Annotated in this window: 11 protein-coding genes; 4 read left to right on the forward strand and 7 right to left on the reverse strand. The window is 70.1% G+C overall.

Annotated elements, in window-relative coordinates; genetic code table 11:
- Window positions 1-30: 30 nt before the first annotated feature.
- Window positions 31-4971, reverse strand: a complete 4941-nt coding sequence (locus ABZV34_RS09170; protein ID WP_356272790.1) for an NAD-glutamate dehydrogenase — start codon at window positions 4969-4971, stop codon at window positions 31-33.
- Between the two features lie 696 nt (window positions 4972-5667).
- Between ABZV34_RS09170 and ABZV34_RS09175 the strand changes: the two genes are divergently transcribed.
- Window positions 5668-6234, forward strand: a complete 567-nt coding sequence (locus tag ABZV34_RS09175) for a DJ-1/PfpI family protein (protein ID WP_356272792.1) — start codon at window positions 5668-5670, stop codon at window positions 6232-6234.
- Between the two features lie 149 nt (window positions 6235-6383).
- On the opposite strand, the gene ABZV34_RS09180 is transcribed toward ABZV34_RS09175, so the two are convergent.
- Window positions 6384-7052, reverse strand: coding sequence for an HAD hydrolase-like protein (locus tag ABZV34_RS09180; protein WP_356272794.1), 669 nt, complete (start codon window positions 7050-7052; stop codon window positions 6384-6386).
- A 45-nt stretch (window positions 7053-7097) separates the two neighbouring features.
- Window positions 7098-7613 (reverse strand): hypothetical protein, encoded by a 516-nt coding sequence (locus tag ABZV34_RS09185; protein WP_168528413.1) that lies wholly within the window; start codon window positions 7611-7613, stop codon window positions 7098-7100.
- 340 nt (window positions 7614-7953) lie between these two features.
- Between ABZV34_RS09185 and ABZV34_RS09190 the strand changes: the two genes are divergently transcribed.
- Entirely contained in the window at window positions 7954-8508 is a 555-nt protein-coding gene (locus ABZV34_RS09190; protein ID WP_356272796.1) for an Rv3235 family protein, read from the forward strand.
- Between the two features lie 118 nt (window positions 8509-8626).
- On the opposite strand, the gene secA is transcribed toward ABZV34_RS09190, so the two are convergent.
- Window positions 8627-11467 carry a preprotein translocase subunit SecA gene (gene secA, locus ABZV34_RS09195; protein WP_356272798.1) on the reverse strand — a complete coding sequence of 947 codons (2841 nt, stop codon included), beginning with the start codon at window positions 11465-11467 and terminating at the stop codon, window positions 8627-8629.
- Between the two features lie 243 nt (window positions 11468-11710).
- On the opposite strand from secA, the gene ABZV34_RS09200 reads away from it, so the two are divergent.
- Together ABZV34_RS09200 and ABZV34_RS09205 are read left to right on the forward strand one after the other, a co-directional pair.
- Window positions 11711-12295, forward strand: coding sequence for a GNAT family protein (locus tag ABZV34_RS09200; RefSeq protein WP_356272800.1), 585 nt, complete (start codon window positions 11711-11713; stop codon window positions 12293-12295).
- Between the two features lie 196 nt (window positions 12296-12491).
- Window positions 12492-13682 (forward strand): crosslink repair DNA glycosylase YcaQ family protein, encoded by a 1191-nt coding sequence (locus ABZV34_RS09205; RefSeq protein ID WP_356272802.1) that lies wholly within the window; start codon window positions 12492-12494, stop codon window positions 13680-13682.
- 36 nt (window positions 13683-13718) lie between these two features.
- Here ABZV34_RS09205 and ABZV34_RS09210 read toward each other — a convergent pair whose 3' ends face one another.
- From ABZV34_RS09210 to ABZV34_RS09220, 3 genes are all read right to left on the reverse strand, one after another.
- A complete protein-coding gene (locus tag ABZV34_RS09210; RefSeq protein ID WP_356272804.1) occupies window positions 13719-14465 on the reverse strand; it encodes a response regulator transcription factor in 747 nt (248 codons plus the stop codon).
- A gap of 207 nt (window positions 14466-14672) precedes the next feature.
- Window positions 14673-15398 carry a ribosome-associated translation inhibitor RaiA gene (raiA, locus tag ABZV34_RS09215; protein ID WP_153290253.1) on the reverse strand — a complete coding sequence of 242 codons (726 nt, stop codon included), beginning with the start codon at window positions 15396-15398 and terminating at the stop codon, window positions 14673-14675.
- Window positions 15399-15680: 282 nt separating this feature from the next.
- Window positions 15681-16628, reverse strand: coding sequence for a ComF family protein (locus tag ABZV34_RS09220; protein ID WP_356272806.1), 948 nt, complete (start codon window positions 16626-16628; stop codon window positions 15681-15683).
- Between the last annotated feature and the right edge of the window lie 11 nt (window positions 16629-16639).

A 16639-nucleotide genomic window follows, 5' to 3' on the forward strand; every position in this document is an offset into this window, starting at 1 on the left:
GCGCCCCCAGGAGTGTCGGGAACCTACGGACTACGAGTGCGTCCGCAGCAGGGTCCGCATCGTGCGCATCGCCACCGACAGGTTGGCGAGGTCGAACGAGTCGGAGCCCTGGATCTCCTCCAGAGTGGTGCGGGCGCGGCCCAGGATCGCCGCGTTCTTCTCCTCCCAGGCCTTGAAGCGCTGCTCGGGCGTGGAGGTGCCGTTACCGACGGCGAGGACGTCGGCGGTCAGCGAGGCGTGGGCCGCGTACAGGTCCTCGCGGATCGAGGCGCGGGCCATGGACTGCCAGCGGTCGGCACGCGGGAGCTCGATGATGCGGTCCATGAGCTGGGTGATGCTCAGGCGGTCGGCGAGGTCGTAGTAGACCTCGGCGACGTCCATCGGGTTCCTGCCCATGCGGTCGGCCACCGCGACGATGTCCAGCGTCGGGAAGGCCGAGGAGAACCCGGCCACCCGGGTGGCGAGCTCCTCCGGCACACCCGCGCCGGACAGCTCGTCGAAGATCTGCTGGTACCACTCCAGGTCCGCGCCGCGCAGCAGCTTGGGCAGCTCGCCCCAGACCTGCGCGACCCCGTCGCGGAAGAACGAGATGTTCTCGGCGAGCTGGAGCGGCTGCGGCCGGTTGTTGAGCAGCCAGCGCGTACCGCGCTCGACGAGCCGGCGGGAGTGCAGTCGGATCCGCGTCTGGACATCGGCGGCGACGACATTGTCGAGCGCCTCCACCGCGTCCCACACCGCGCTCGACCCGAAGATCGTGCGGGCCGCGGTCTGCGCCCGGACGATCTCGTCGAGGGAGGCGCCCGTCTCCTCCCGCAGACGGTGCAGGAAGCTCGTACCGCCCGTGTTGACCGTGTCGTTGACCAGCAGGGTCGTCACGATCTCGCGGCTCAGCGCGTGTCCCTCGATCTGCTCGCGGAACTTCTCCCGCAGCGCCGTCGGGAAGTACTCGAAGAGCAGGTTCCGCAGATACGGGTCGTCGGGCAGCGAGGTGGCGAGCAGCTCGTCGGAGACCGTGATCTTCGTGTACGCGAGGAGGACGGCCGTCTCCGGACCGGTCAGGCCCTGCCCGGTGTTGAGCCGCTCGCGGATCTGCCGGTCAGTGGGCAGGAACTCCAGGGCACGGTCGAGGTGGCCCTCCCTGACCAGGTGGCGCAGGAAGCGCTGCTGGGCGTGGAGCATGCTCCCGGACTGGGCGAGCGCGTTGGAGATCGCCACGTTCTGCGCGTAGTTGTTGCGCAGCACCAGGTGTCCGACCTCGTCGGTCATCTGGGCGAGCAGCTTGTTGCGCTGCTTGACGGTCAGATCCCCGTTGGCCACCACGGCGTTGAGCAGGATCTTGATGTTCACCTCGTGGTCGGAGGTGTCCACGCCCGCGCTGTTGTCGATGGCGTCCGTGTTCATCCTGCCGCCGTGCTGCGCGAACTCGATCCGGCCGAGCTGCGTCAGGCCCAGGTTGCCGCCCTCGCCGACGACCTTGACGCGCAGGTCCGCGCCGTCGACCCGGATCGCGTCGTTGGCCTTGTCGCCGACGTCCGCGTGCGACTCGGTGGACGCCTTGACGTAGGTGCCGATACCGCCGTTCCACAGCAGGTCGACCGGCGCCTGGAGGATCGCCTTCATCAGGTCGGCCGGGGTCATCTTCAAGACCCCGGACTCGATGCCGAGGGCCTCACGGACATGGGCGTTGACCGGGATCGCCTTGGCGGTCCGCGGGAAGACGCCGCCGCCGCCGGAGATCAGCTCGGTGTTGTAGTCGGCCCACGAGGAGCGGGGCAGCTCGAAGAGGCGGCGGCGCTCGGCGTACGAGCTCTCCGCGACCGGGGTCGGGTCGAGGAAGATGTGCCGGTGGTCGAAGGCCGCGACCAGCCTGATGTGCTCGCTGAGCAGCATGCCGTTGCCGAACACGTCACCGGACATGTCACCGACGCCGACGACGGTGAAGTCCTCGGTCTGGGTGTTCACGCCCAGCTCCCGGAAGTGCCGTTCGACGGACTCCCAGGCACCGCGCGCGGTGATGCCCATCTTCTTGTGGTCGTAACCGGCCGAACCGCCGGAGGCGAAGGCGTCCCCGAGCCAGAAGTCGTAACTCTGGGCGACCTCGTTGGCGATGTCCGAGAAGGTGGCGGTGCCCTTGTCGGCGGCGACCACCAGATAGGTGTCGTCCCCGTCGTGCCGGACCACGTCCGCCGGGGGCACGATCTCACCGGAGACCATGTTGTCGGTGATGTCGAGCAGCGCGGAGATGAAGGTCCGGTAGCTGCGGATGCCCTCCGCGAGCCAGGCGTCGCGGTCCACGGACGGGTCGGGCAGCTGCTTGGCGACGAAGCCGCCCTTGGCTCCGACGGGCACGATGACGGTGTTCTTCACCATCTGCGCCTTGACGAGCCCGAGGATCTCCGTCCGGAAGTCCTCACGCCGGTCGGACCAGCGCAGGCCTCCGCGCGCGACCTTGCCGAACCGCAGGTGCACACCCTCGACCTTCGGCGAGTACACCCAGATCTCGTACGCGGGGCGCGGCGCCGGCAGGTCCGGGATGGCCTGCGGGTCGAACTTCATGGAGACGTACTCGTGCGGCCTGCCGCCCAGCGCCTTCTGGAAGAAGTTGGTGCGCAGCGTCGCCTTGATGACCGTGAGGAAGGAACGCAGGATCCGGTCCTCGTCGAGCGAGGCGACCTGGTCCAGGGCGGCGTCCAGCTCCTCCATCAGGGCGTCCGTCAGCTCGACACCGGCGTGCTGGCGCTCCGGCGCCATCCGCGCCTCGAAGAGCGAGACGAGCAGCCGGGTGGTGTGGACGTTGTTGCGGAGGGTGTCCTCCATGTAGTCCTGGCTGAAGGTCGAACCGGCCTGGCGCAGGTACTTGGCGTACGCGCGCAGCACCATCGCCTGCCGCCAGGTCAGCCCGGCGCTCAGCACGAGGGCGTTGAAGCCGTCGTTCTCGGCCTCGCCGATCCAGGTGGCGGCGAAGGCCTCCTGGAAGCGCTCGCGGCCGTCGTCGCCGAGGTAGTCGCCGTTGCCGTTCAGGAACTTGGGCAGACGCAGCCCGAAGTCGTAGATCCACGCCGTCGTACGGTCCGAGCAGCGCAGCTCGTAGGGGCGCTCGTCGGTGACCTCGACGCCGAGGCGGTTGAGGGCCGGCAGGACCGCGGAGAGGGAGACCTGCTCGCCGGTGCGGTAGATCTTGAAGCGGCGCTCACCGGGGCCGGCGCCCACCGGCTCGTACAGGCTGAGCGCGAAGTCCTTGGTGTCGTCGTCGGTGAGCTTCTCCAGGTGGACCAGGTCGGCGACGGCGGCCCGCGGGGTGTGGTCGGCCTTGTAGCCCTCGGGGAAGGCGGCGCCGTAGCGGCGCAGCAGTTCGGCCGCGCGCTCCTCACCGCACTCGGCGTTCAGCGCCTCGGCGAAACCGTCGGCCCAGGAACGGGCGGCCTCGACGAGCCGCACCTCGAGCCTGTCCTTGTCGGCGTCGCTGAGCTGCGCCAGCTCGGTGCCCTGCGGGACCCGGACCACGAAGTGCAGCCGGGAGAGGATCGACTCGGTGTTCCAGGCCGTGAAGTCGACGCTGCTGCCGCCGAGTTCCTCCTTCAGGATGTCGATAATCCGAAGGCGTACGCCGGTGGTGTAGCGGTCGCGCGGGAGGTAGACGAGCGCCGAGTAGTAGCGCCCGTACTCGTCCTGGCGCAGGTAGAGCCGCAGCCGCCGCCGCTCCTGGAGGTACAGCACGGAGGTGACGATGGCGCGCAGTTCGTCCGGGGGTGTCTGGAAGAGCTCGTCGCGGGGGTACGTCTCCAGGATCTGCAGCAGGTCGCGGCCGTCGTGGCTGTTGGGCGAGAAGCCCGCGCCCCTGAGGACCTCCTCGACCTTGCGGCGGACGACGGGAACGCGCCGTACGGACTCGGTGTAGGCGGCCGAGGAGAACAGGCCGAGGAAGCGCCGCTCGCCGACGACGTTGCCGTCGGCGTCGAACTTCTTCACACCGATGTAGTCGAGGTAGGACGGCCGGTGCACGGTGGCGCGGCTGTTCGCCTTGGTGAGCACCAGGAGCTTGTGCTCACGGGCCTTGGCGCGGGCGTCGGCGGGCAGCCGCTCGAAGGAGGGGCTGACGGGGTGGCTGTCGTCGCCGCCGTGCTGCGGGTCGGAGCGCAGGATGCCGAGCCCGGTCCCGGGCACCGCCGCCAGCACATCGTCGTCACGCAGCTCGTATTCCCGGTACCCGAGGAAGGTGAAGTGGTCGTCCGAGAGCCAGCGCAGCAGCTCACGGGCCTCTTCGACCTCCCGGTCGCGCAGGTCGCCCGCGGTGGGCTCGGCCGGCAGTTCCTCGGCGATGCGCAGCGAGGCGTCGCGCATCTTCTCCCAGTCCTCGACGGCCTCGCGGACGTCGGACAGGACCCGCAGCAGATCGGCGGTGATCTGCTTCAGGTCGGCCCGGTCGGTCTCGCGGTCGATCTCGACGTGGATCCAGGACTCGATGTGCGCGTCGTGCGACAGCTCGTCGGCGACGGGCCGGCCGGGCAGCACCTCGATGAGCTCGCCGGTCACGTCACGCCGTACGACGACCTGCGGGTGGATGACGAGGTGGATGCCGCGCCCCTGCCGGGACAGCTCGTTGGTGACCGAGTCGACGAGGAAGGGCATGTCGTCGGTCACGACCTCGACGACGGAGTGGCTGCAGGTCCAGCCGTTCTCCTCGACGGTGGGCGTGTGCACGCGGACGCTGGCCGTGCCCTGGGGGCGGTTCTCGGCCAGTCTGTAGTGCGAGAAGGCGGCTCCGAAGACGTCGACCGGGTCGCGGTCGGTCAGGTCCTCCGGGGCGGTGTGCAGGTAGTAGCGCTGGAGGAACGCGAGCACGGTCTCCCGGTCCGGGGTGCCCCCGCCCGTCTTCACGGTCGGTAGGTGCCCCCCGACCGGACTGTTCTCAGCTACCCGGGCAGCCCGTTCGAGCAGCTCGGCCTTTGCTTCGTCCAGCTTGGTCTGCATGGTCCTCTGGCTCCTGTCGCGCGCCGTTGCGTGACGTAGAAGGAAATACGGTCGCTTCTCCGACGTGACGCCGTGACGCGGGGTGTCCGGTCTGGTCCGACGCTATGCCGCATGGAGAGATGGGCGGGGGGATATCGGCCATGTTCGGCATCTCCGGAGACTGTGACGCTGCTCTCGGCGACGTCCGTCCACGGGGTGTCGTCGGCATACGGAGTGCGCCTGCCGCTCCGTCCCGCCCGCGAAGGTCAGCGACTGACGCCCGGTCACGGATGTCGTCCGTGGTCTCCGGGCGCGGGGCAGGGGCGACGACGCCCCCGCGAGATATCGCGCTGATCACGCCACCAGGCTATCGCTCCTCACCCCGGACTCGTCATGAGCCGTATGTGTACAAAACCGGGGGTCGAACTTTGACAGTCTGCACAGGGACGAAAGGGGCGGTAACGTGCAGTGCGGGCCACGGGGGTCCTCGGCGCGGGCCCCGTACGGCCGGGGGGACGGCTTGCGCGGCCCCTGGAGGGGCGCGGAAACTGCGCGGACGGTGAGCGGTCCGCGGCCGGCACACCCCCTCGGTACCCCGGCGAGCCGCCACTCCGTTCCGGAAACACCCGCGCGCCCCCTTGGCAGGCCCCGCCCGCGGAGGCACGTTGCCCAGGACGGCTGACGAAGACGCACCCACGGCTCACAGAGCGGAGCGACATGGCAGCGAAGATCCTGATCGTCACCGGTGACGCGGCGGAGTCACTGGAGGTCCTGTACCCCTATCAGCGCCTGCGCGAGGAGGGCTACGAGGTCCACATCGCGGCCCCCAGCCGCAAGAAGCTCCGCTTCGTGATCCACGACTTCGAACCCGGCTTCGACACGTACACCGAGAAGCCCGGTTACACCTGGCCCGCCGATCTCGCCTTCAGCGAGGTCGATCCCGGCCAGTACGTCGCCCTGGTGATCCCGGGCGGCCGCGCCCCCGAGTATCTGCGGGGCGACCCCGAACTCCGCAAGATCCTCAGGTCCTTCTTCGAGACGGACAAGCCGGTGGCCCAGATCTGCCACGGGCCGCTGCTCACCGCCTCCGTCGACGCCCTGCGCGGGCGCCGCGTCACCGCGTATCCGGCACTGGAGCCGGACATGCAGACCGCCGGCGCGACCTTCCAGGACACGGAGACGGTGGTCGACGGCACCCTCGTCTCGGCGCGCGCCTGGCCGGACCACTCCAGCTGGATGCGCGAGTTCTTGACGGTCCTGCGCGCGAAGGCGCCGGTGACCTGAGTGCGGTGAGCGACGGCGATGACCTGACGGCCGCGAACCGGCAGCGGTGAGCGGCTGCGGCAGCAGTGGTGAGCGGCAGGACCGCCGCGTGGGCCGTACGGGATGCGCGCGGTCCCGGCGTACCGGCCCGCCCGGCGGCATCGTCGTGGTCAGGCCGCCAGTCGCTCGGCCTCCTCGACCGCTTCGGCCAGGCTGTCCACCACGGGCACACCCACCACTTCGAGGCTGGCGCGGCCGTGCGATCCGCCGGTGTAGAGCACGGCCCGCGCCCCCACGTGCAGCGCGGCGACCGCGTCGTCGGCGGCGTCCCCGATCACGACCGTGCGCCGCGGATCCACCCCCACGAGCGCCCCGATGTGCCGCACCATGTGCTCCGCCTTGCTGCCGCCGGACGGTCCTGTCCGCCCGTCCACCCGTACGAAGTGCGGCTCGATACCGAACCCTCTGACCAGCGGGACCAGATCGTCGTGGCCGTACATGCTCAGCAGTGACTGGCTGCGCCCCGCCGACCGCCACCCGGCGAGCAGCGTCGCCGCCCCCTCGGTCAGCTCACAGGCCGTGCGGTGCCGCGTGTAGTACCGGTGGAAGGTCTCGTCCATGAGCTCCCACTCGGCGTCCGTCGGCAGCCTCCCCATCAGCCGCTCGTAGAACTTGGGCACCGGGACGCAGTACAACGCCCGGTACCGCTCCAGCGTGATCGGCTCCAGCCCCAGTTCGGCGAACGCCGCGTTCGTCGCCCCGATGATCGCGGCGTTGTCGTGGAACAGAGTCCCGTTCCAGTCCCACACGATGTGCGCTGCTGCTCCGTGCTTCCCCATACCAAGAACGTACCCGGCTCCACCGACAACGGGCCGGCGGGCGCCTCAGTCCCCGAGTCCCACCAGGTTGGGGATCTCCTGCGTCGCGAACCACAACAGCTCGTGGTCCTCCGCCCCGTCCACCACGAACTGCGCGTCGTCGTCCCCGTGGTCGGCCGCCCCGAGCGCCCGCACGGCGGCCGACACGTCCTCCTCGGCGTCGTCGGCGTCGACGTGCACCGCGGCCGCCTTGGCCAGAGGCACCGCCCCGGACACCCGCACCTCGCCGAGCGCCACCGGATCGAGCCCCCGGTCGGGATCGGCTGCCGCGGCGCGGTCGGGGACGTCGACGGCGACGACCACCCGGCGCCGCGCGGTGTCGCGCTCCCCCGCGAGCAGCCGGAGAGAGGCCAGCGCGGCCCGGTTCAGCGCCGCGTACTCGAGTTCCTCGATGTCGTCGGAGAGATACCACTCGCGCAGGGCGGGCGTGACGGCGTACGCCACGAACGGTCCCGTTCCCAGTTCCCCCGTCTTGTGCGCCTCGGCGAGCCCGGAGAGGGTCAGGGGGACGTAGACGCGCATGGCTGGCCGCTTTCGTAGTCGGGAGCTCCTGGGTGGTCGGGGAGCTCCTGGGAGGGCTGTCCCGCGCCTCCCGGGAGGGCCTTCAGGATACGTGTGGGCGTCCTCTTTCGGGTCCCGGGCCCTGCCGCCCCCGGCGTCCACACCCGGCCCGCGATTCACCCGGTACGCCCCTTTCACATCAAGGCTCCCGCACCCGCCGGCCACCCTGATAGGTGAATCCCCCGGCCGTCGCGACGCGCGCCGGACATCCTTGCGGGCCCCCGCCCCCGCCTCGTACAAGATCTCCGACACGAAAGTTACCGCCCGGTACCGACCGGGCCGCAGCGAGCGGGGACGACGCATGAACAAGGTGATGACCAGGACGCAGCGCCGCCCGGGCACCCGCCCTCCCGGCCGCCAGGACACCGGTCGCCCGGGAGGCGCCCCGCCCCGCGCCCCGGGCGGCGGCGCCCCCCGTACGGCCCCCGTGGGCAGCCCGCCGCCGTCACCCCCGCGTACGGCCCCGGTCCCGGCCCCCGGCCCGGGCGGAACCCGGCAGGGCCCCGCTGCGCAGCCCCGGCCCACCGACCTCTTCGCCGACCGCCTGCTCGCCGTGCTGAGCGGCCGGCGCCCCGTCCACTGCATGCTGCGCCACACCGCGGGCCGCGCCTACGACGAGCTCGCCTGGCTCGCCGAACGCGGCCGGCTGCGCACCCGCGGCAGCCTGCCGGTCGTCCGCGACATCGGCTACTACGTCCCCCGTCCCGGCGCCATCGAGGCCTTCGCCCGCATCGGCGCAGGCGACCAGATCCGCGCCATGGCCTTCCGCCTGGAACAGGGCCCCGACCTCCGCTGGCGGTGCACGGCGGTGGAGCTGGGCGGACCCCGCATGCCCCGCGCCGCCGACGACGGCTGAACAACGCGAAGGGCCGGACACCCGAGGTGTCCGGCCCTTCTGCCCATCAGCGCGTCAGTCCGTCACGACACGGTCCCACCGGACCACGCGGCCCTCCGGGGCCCTGCCGTCACAGCCGTCACTTCTTGCGGCGGCGACCGATGTTCTTCTGCTGCTTGCGGCGCTCCGCGCGCGTGAGGCCGTCCGCCTCGGAGCGCACGGGCTCGTCGTCGTTGGTGAAGTCACCCTCGACCACGCCGCCCTCACCGTCCACGGTGGGCGCGGAGAAGTGCAGTCGGTCGGGACGCTGCGGAGCGTCGAGCCCCTTGGCGCGGATCTCGGGACGCGCGCCCACGGGGACGACGTCCTCCTTCTCCAGCGACGGCGCGGCGTCCTCGACCGGGACCTCCTCGACCTGCTGCTCGACCTGGACCTCCAGGTTGAACAGGTAGCCGACGGACTCCTCCTTGATGCCGTCCATCATGGCGCCGAACATGTCGAAGCCCTCGCGCTGGTACTCGACCAGCGGGTCCTTCTGCGCCATGGCGCGCAGACCGATGCCCTCCTGGAGGTAGTCCATCTCGTAGAGGTGCTCACGCCACTTGCGGTCGAGCACCGAGAGCACGACCCGGCGCTCCAGCTCGCGCATGATCTCGGAGCCGAGCTGCTCCTCGCGCGCCGCGTACTGCTCGCGGATGTCGTCCTTGATGGACTCGGAGATGAACTCGGCGGTCAGACCGGCGCGGTCACCGGCCGCCTCCTCCAGCTCCTCGACGGTCGCCTTCACCGGGTAGAGCTGCCGGAAGGCGCCCCACAGGCGGTCCAGGTCCCACTCCTCGGCGAAGCCCTCGGCGGTCTCGGCCGCGATGTACGCGTCGATCGTGTCGTCCGTGAAGTGCTGGATCTGCTCCTGCAGGTCCTCGCCCTCCAGGACGCGGCGGCGCTCGCCGTAGATGACCTCGCGCTGGCGGTTGAGCACCTCGTCGTACTTCAGGACGTTCTTGCGTGTCTCGAAGTTCTGCTGCTCGACCTGCGACTGGGCGGACGCGATCGCGCGCGTGACCATCTTGTTCTCGATCGGCACGTCGTCCGGCACGTTCGCCATCGACATGACGCGCTCGACCATCTGCGCCTTGAACAGACGCATCAGGTCGTCGCCCAGGGAGAGGTAGAAGCGGGACTCGCCCGGGTCTCCCTGCCGGCCGGAACGACCGCGCAGCTGGTTGTCGATGCGCCGCGACTCGTGACGCTCGGTGCCGAGGACGTAGAGCCCGCCGAGGCTCTTGACCTCCTCGAACTCCGCCTTGACCGACCGCACGGCCTTCTCCAGGGCGGCGGGCAGCGCGGCCGCCCACTCCTCGATGTGCTCCTCGGGGTCGAGGCCGCGCTGGCGCAGCTCCGCCTCCGCGAGGTCGTCGGGGTTGCCGCCGAGCTTGATGTCCGTACCACGGCCGGCCATGTTGGTGGCGACGGTGACGGCGCCCTTACGGCCGGCCTGCGCGATGATCGGCGCCTCCCGGTCGTGCTGCTTGGCGTTCAGCACCTCGTGCTGGACACCGCGCTTGGAGAGCTGCTGCGAGAGGTACTCGGACTTCTCGACCGACGTCGTACCGACGAGGATCGGCTGGCCCTTCTCGTGCTTCTCGACGATGTCGTCGACGACCGCCTCGAACTTCGCGACCTCGGTGCGGAAGATCAGGTCGGACTGGTCCTTGCGGACCATCGGCCGGTTGGTCGGGATCGGGACGACGCCGAGCTTGTAGATCTGGTGGAACTCGGCGGCCTCGGTCATCGCCGTACCGGTCATGCCGGAGAGGCCCGGCAGTTCCTTGTCGTTCTGGTCGTGGCGCTTGTAGAGGCGGAAGAAGTTCTGCAGGGTGATCGTGGCGAGGGTCTGGTTCTCGTCCTTGATGTCCACCCCTTCCTTCGCCTCGATCGCCTGGTGCATGCCCTCGTTGTAGCGGCGGCCGGCGAGGATACGGCCGGTGTGCTCGTCGACGATCATGACTTCGCCGTCGATGACGACGTAGTCCTTGTCCTTCTTGAACAGTTCCTTGGCCTTGATGCCGTTGTTCAGGTAACCGACGAGCGGGGTGTTCACCGACTCGTACAGGTTGTCGATACCCAGCCAGTCCTCGACCTTGGCCACGCCGGGCTCGTGGATGGCGACGGTGCGCTTCTTCTCGTCGACCTCGTAGTCGCCGGTCTCCTCGATGCCCTTGAGCTGGTTGCCTGCCTCGCCCCTCTTCAGGCGGGTGACCAGCTTGGCGAAGTCGCCGTACCACTTGGTGGCCTGGTCGGCCGGGCCGGAGATGATCAGCGGCGTACGGGCCTCGTCGACGAGGATGGAGTCGACCTCGTCGACGATCGCGAAGTTGTGACCGCGCTGGACGAGTTCGTCCTGGGCCCACGCCATGTTGTCGCGCAGGTAGTCGAAGCCGAACTCGTTGTTCGTGCCGTAGGTGATGTCGCACGCGTACTGCTCGCGGCGCTGGGCCGGCGTCATGTTGGCCAGGATGCAGCCGACTTCCAGGCCCAGGAACTTGTGGACGCGGCCCATCATTTCGGAGTCGCGCTCGGCCAGGTAGTCGTTGACCGTGATGAGGTGGACGCCGTCTCCGGAGAGGGCGTTCAGATACGCGGGCAGCGTGCCGACCAGGGTCTTGCCCTCACCGGTCTTCATCTCCGCGACGTAGCCGAGGTGGAGCGCGGCGCCACCCATCATCTGCACGTCGTAGTGACGCTGGCCGAGGACGCGCTTGGCGGCCTCGCGGACCGTGGCGAACGCCTCGGGCAGCAGGTCGTCGAGGCTTTCGCCGTCGGCGTACCGCTGCTTGTACTCATCGGTGAGGGCCCGCAGCTCGGCGTCGGAGAGGTCGACGAAGTCCTCTTCGATGGAGTTGACCTGGTCCGCGATGCGGTGCAGTTTGCGCAGGATCTTGCCTTCGCCTGCACGCATGATCTTCGAGAGGACGGACACGGGGGTTTGTCTCCTTGCCGGTCGGGCCTGGGACGGTCGGTTTCAATGGCGGTGTCAAGAGCAACTTGAGCAACGGCCATCGTAAGCGAGGACCCCACGCGCCGGGAGGTCTGCCCACGACAGCCACTGGAACAACGGACAGGGGTTGCGTAAGGTGCCGCGTCCACGCTGCGAAAAGTAACCGAAGCGTCACCCACGGCAAAGGAATGGCGCCCTTACGGCAGCCCGAGCAGAATCGGCCCGATGGACCCCGTCACGCTCACCACCGACCGCCTGCTCCTGCGCACCGTGGGCTCGCGCGACACCGACGCCGTGTTCGACGCCGTCCAGGATCCCGACATCCAGCGCTGGACCACGATCCCGTCGCCCTATCTCCACGAGCACGCGGCGGGTTTCACGGACCAGCTGGTGCCCGACGGCTGGGCGGACGGCTCCATGTCCACCTTCGGCGTCTTCCTGCCTTCCGGGGAACTGGTGGGCATGCTCGGCATCACCATGCGCTCCCTGGGTGTCGGCGAGGTCGGCTTCTGGGCCACGAAGGAGCACCGAGGCAACGGCTATCTCACCGAAGCCACCGTCGCGGCCTCGCGCTGGGCGTTCACCAGCCTCGCCGTCGACCGCGTCGAATGGCGCGCCGAGGTCGGCAACCATGCCTCCCGCGCGGTGGCCCGACGGGCCGGCTTCACCGTGGAGGGCACGCTCCGCTCCGCCCTCAACAACAAGGGCGTCCGCCGGGACTGCTGGATCGGCTCCCTGCTCCCCTCGGACCTGGGCCTGCCCTCGACCGCGCCCTACCTCCCGCCCCCCTCCGGGCCGCCGGACGTCTGAGACCCGGACATCCGAGACCCGGACCTCTGGAACCCGGACCCCTGAAACCGGGACAGCCGGCGCGGCACCGGGCCGTCCGCCGTCCCGCCCGCCGTCCGCCGTCCCTGCCGCCGCCCGGGCGCGTCGGCGGTGGGCTCCCCGGCCCCGGACCACGGGCCCGGCCCCCACTGTCAGTGCCACCGCCTATCGTGCGGGCATGACGAGTCTCCCGCGTCCCACCACCGACCTCTCCGCCGACGAGGCCCGCCGCATCGTCCTGCGAGCCCAGGGTTTCCTGGGCGCCCCGGACCGCAGGTCGGGCGTCCGCGGGGTCCTGCGGCACCTGGGCGCGGTCCAGCTCGACACGATCTCCGTCCTCGCCCGCTCCCACGAACTCGTCCCGTACGCCCGGCTGGGCGCGGTGGGCCGCAGGACGGTGGACGAGGCGTACTGGACGCCGGGGGCCGGCGGCGCCCCTCACGCCTTCGAGTACTGGTCCCACGCGGCCTGCATCCTCCCCATCGAGGAGTGGCCCCACTTCGCCTTCCGCCGCCGCGCCTACCGCGCCCGCCCGCACTGGAACCACGCCCTGCCGGACGGCACCTACGACCAGGTCATCAAGCAGCTCCGCGCCGAAGGCCCGCTCACGGCCACGGACTTGGGCGGCGCGAAGAAGACCAGCGAATGGTGGGACTGGTCGGGCACCAAGGTCGCCGTGGAGCGCGCGCTGATGTACGGCGAGGTGGTGTGCACCGAGCGCCGCGGCTGGAAGCGGGTGTACGACCTCGCGGAGCGCGCCGTCCCCGACCCCCTGCTCCATGACGAGCTGGACGACGCGGAGTGCCTGCGCCGACTGGTCCGCCTCGCCGGCCAGTCCCTGGGCGTCGGCACCCGCGCGGACATCGCCGACTACCACCGTCTCAGGGGCGAGCAGGTCGACGCGGTGATCGCGGACTCGGGGCTGGTCCCGGTGGCCGTGGAGGGCTGGGGCAAGCCGGCGTGGGCCGATCCGGCGGCCCTGGAGACAGCACCGCGCGGCCGCCACCGCACGACGCTGCTGTCCCCGTTCGACTCGCTCGTCTGGGAGCGGGCCCGGACGGAGCGCATCTTCGGCTTCACCCACCGCCTGGAGGCGTACACGCCCAAGCCGAAGCGGATCCACGGCTATTTCGCGATGCCCGTCCTCGCCGGCGGCCGACTGGTCGGCCGGGTGGATCCCGCCCGGGAGGGGCACACCCTGGTCGCCAAGCAGGTCACGCTGGACGGCGCCAAGGCGGTCCCCGCGGTGGCCCAGGCCCTGGTGGAGGCCGCGAGCTGGGTGGACTGCACCAGCGTGCGCGTGGAGCGGGTGGACGCGCCCGAGCTGCGCGACCCGCTGACGAGGGAGCTGGCGCACACCCTCGGGTGACGCACCGGACCGGCCACCCGATCCGGACGACAGTCCTCAGCGGATCTCGAGGATCTTCTCCCGCATCGCGTACACCACCGCTTCCATCCTGGAGTGCAGCTGAAGCTTCTCCAGGATGTTGCGCACGTGGTTCTTCACCGTGTTCTCGGAGATGAACAACTGCTTGGCGATATCCCGGTTGTTCATTCCGGTCGCGACGAGCTTGAGGACCTCCAGCTCGCGATCGGTGAGTCGCGGCGCGGGCACCAGCCGGCGTTCGTCGGTCCGCTGGATCATCGACTTGAACTCGGTGAGCAGTTTCGACGCCATCGAAGGGCTGATCTGCGACTGACCGTCCGCCACCGCGCGAATGGCCGTGGCCACCTCGTCCGTGGAGATCTCCTTGAGGAGATATCCGGTCGCGCCGGCCTTGATCGCGTCGTAGAGGTCGGCCTCCTCGTCGCTGATCGTCAGCATGATGATCTTCGCGCTGGGGGCCACCTCCTTGATGGAGGTGCATGCCTCGATGCCGCCCCGTTTCGGCATGCGTACGTCCATCAGCACGATGTCCGGGAGCAGGTCGGCAGCCTTGTCGACCGCCTCCGCCCCGTCACCCGCCTCGCCGACGACCTGGATGTCCTCCTCGGCCGCGAGCACGATCTCCAGACCGCGGCGGAAGAGGGCGTGGTCGTCCACGACGAGGACGCGGATGGGCTCCTTGCGTGAGGCGCCCGCGTCCGGGCTCATGCCGGCGCCCCCGCCGTCGGCATCCTCGACACGCATCGGTCCGAAGCTGTCCGCCATCGTTCCTCCCCCTGAAGGCCGTGGCCTGTGTTCCTGTGCCATCGCCAACCCAAGGCAACAGCCCCCCGGTTGGGGCCGGTGCGGCCATGATTTCACGCCCGGACGACAGCGGGGTGACAGAGCGGGTCGCGAAGTGGTCGCACACCGGTGCCCCTGGGGGCGCACGCGCGCACCAGGGGCACCGGCTCAGTCGTCATCGGGGCGGGTCTAGCCGCCGAGCGCACCGCCCGGCGCGTCCGATCCGGCCTGGGTGACCATCGGGTCCGTACTGAGGTGGATGACGCCGTAGTCGTACGCGTGCCGCCGATAGACGACACTCGGCTCCTTGGTCTCGGAGTCGACGAACAGATAGAAGTCGTGCCCGACAAGCTCCATCTCGTAGAGCGCCTGGTCGAGTGTCATCGGGGCGGCCACGTGGGTCTTCTCCCGGACGACGAGGGGGCCTTCTCCCATGACCTCGAGGGAGCCGATCTTCTTGGTCGGCACACTGTCGGGCTCGTCCTCGTGGACAACACTCCCGTTCCCGTTCAGTGTCGCGGCACCCGGGACGTGGTCGGCGACCTCGGCGGCCGAGAGCCTGCCGTTGCCACGGCGGGTGTAGCGCTTGTCGTGCTGCTTGCGCAGGCGGGCTTCGAGCTTGTCCGCCGCCAGGTCGAGTGCTGCATACGGGTCGCTCGCCGCTGCCTCCGCCCGGATCACCGGACCGCGGGAGCGGAGCGTGATCTCCACTCGGTCACAACGGTCGGCCTGCCGGGGGTTGGGCTCCTTGGACACCTCGACGTCGAGGCTGATCACCTTGCCATCGAGCTTCTGGATCTTCTCCAGCTTCAGCTTCTCGGCCACGTGCTTGCGGAACCGCTCGGGCACCTCGGTCTTGCGGCCCTTGACGACGATGTCCACGCAGAACTCCGTTCCCGGATAGCCCCGCTCCACAGGCGGAGCATCTCCCTTTTGCACCAGATCCCGGTGAGCCCCGGAACCTCGGACTCGGTGACTTTCACCTCCTCCTCCCCCATGGGCAAGATCTACACCCCATGGCGGGCGGGTGATTCAGAAACCCGCAGCACGGCATTCGGATTTACGAGGTGTGGCCAGCGCCAACGCCCTCACAACCGAACATATCTCGCCCGGACGGATGTCGTCACCCTCTACTGCGGCGTACCTCCGTTCAGGTGAATTGACCTGGTCATTACCAGCAACGATGGAAGTTCCCCGTCAGTTCCGGTTGATTTCGAAACCATCCGGCGATGCCGCGACCACGGCCGCACAGATCATGGCGCCGCCTCGGCTCGTGTCCGTCATTCCCCGGGCCGCCGGCGCACGGTCCTCGGCCTCTCTCGTTGCCTCAGTCATCCGTTTCCCCACTCGTCTCCGCATCCGTTCCCCCGTTGCTTCCCCGGCATCTCCCCCGTATGCATCGGCGCCCGCCACCGCCACCCGTACGGCGCGCGCCGCCTCCGCCAAGGAGGCTCCCGTCGTCATCAGGTCGTCCACCAGCACGACCCGGCCCGCGCCCGCCAGCAGCCGATCGCCTCCCGTGGCGACCTCCAGCGCGCCCGCGAGATTGTGCAGCCGCTGACGGGAGTTGAGTCCCGACTGGTCGGCCACGGCGCGTCGCTGCCGCAGCACGGCCAGCACCCGGACCGGCGCTCCCCCGCGCCGCAGTTCCCCGGCGGCCGCGAGGGCGATCCGGCGCGCCGGGTCGTGACCGCGCGCCCGCACCGCCCGCCGCGAGGAGGGCACCGGAACCAGCAGCACGGGCCCCGGTCCGCCGGCAAACCCCTGCCACCCGGACCCCAGCCACCCGTTCCTCTCGTCCAGAGGCCCCTGCGAGGCCGCCGGAAGCTCGTGCGGGTCCGGGAGGAGCGGGAGTCCCGAAGCCGCCCTCACAGCCCCCGCCAGGGCCGTTCCCAGTGGTGTCGCCAGTGTCAGTGCCCCCCGTTCCTTGTGCGCGAGGAGTGCCGCGCGCACTTCGTCGCCGTAGGGAGCCGCCGCGTGCACGACCGGCAGCCCGGGGGGCGCCGGATCCGGGCGCACCCGGCGCGGTGCGTCCCCGCTCAGGGCGGCACGGCACTCCGGGCAGAGCACCGTGCGAGGTCTCCCGCAGCCTCCGCACTCGGCCGGCAGCACCAGGTCGGTGAGGTCCTGCCACCACGCCCGCATGTCCACCACTG

It is taken from the genome of Streptomyces sp. NPDC005195, assembly GCF_040608315.1.
Lineage (GTDB): Bacteria > Actinomycetota > Actinomycetes > Streptomycetales > Streptomycetaceae > Streptomyces > Streptomyces kaempferi.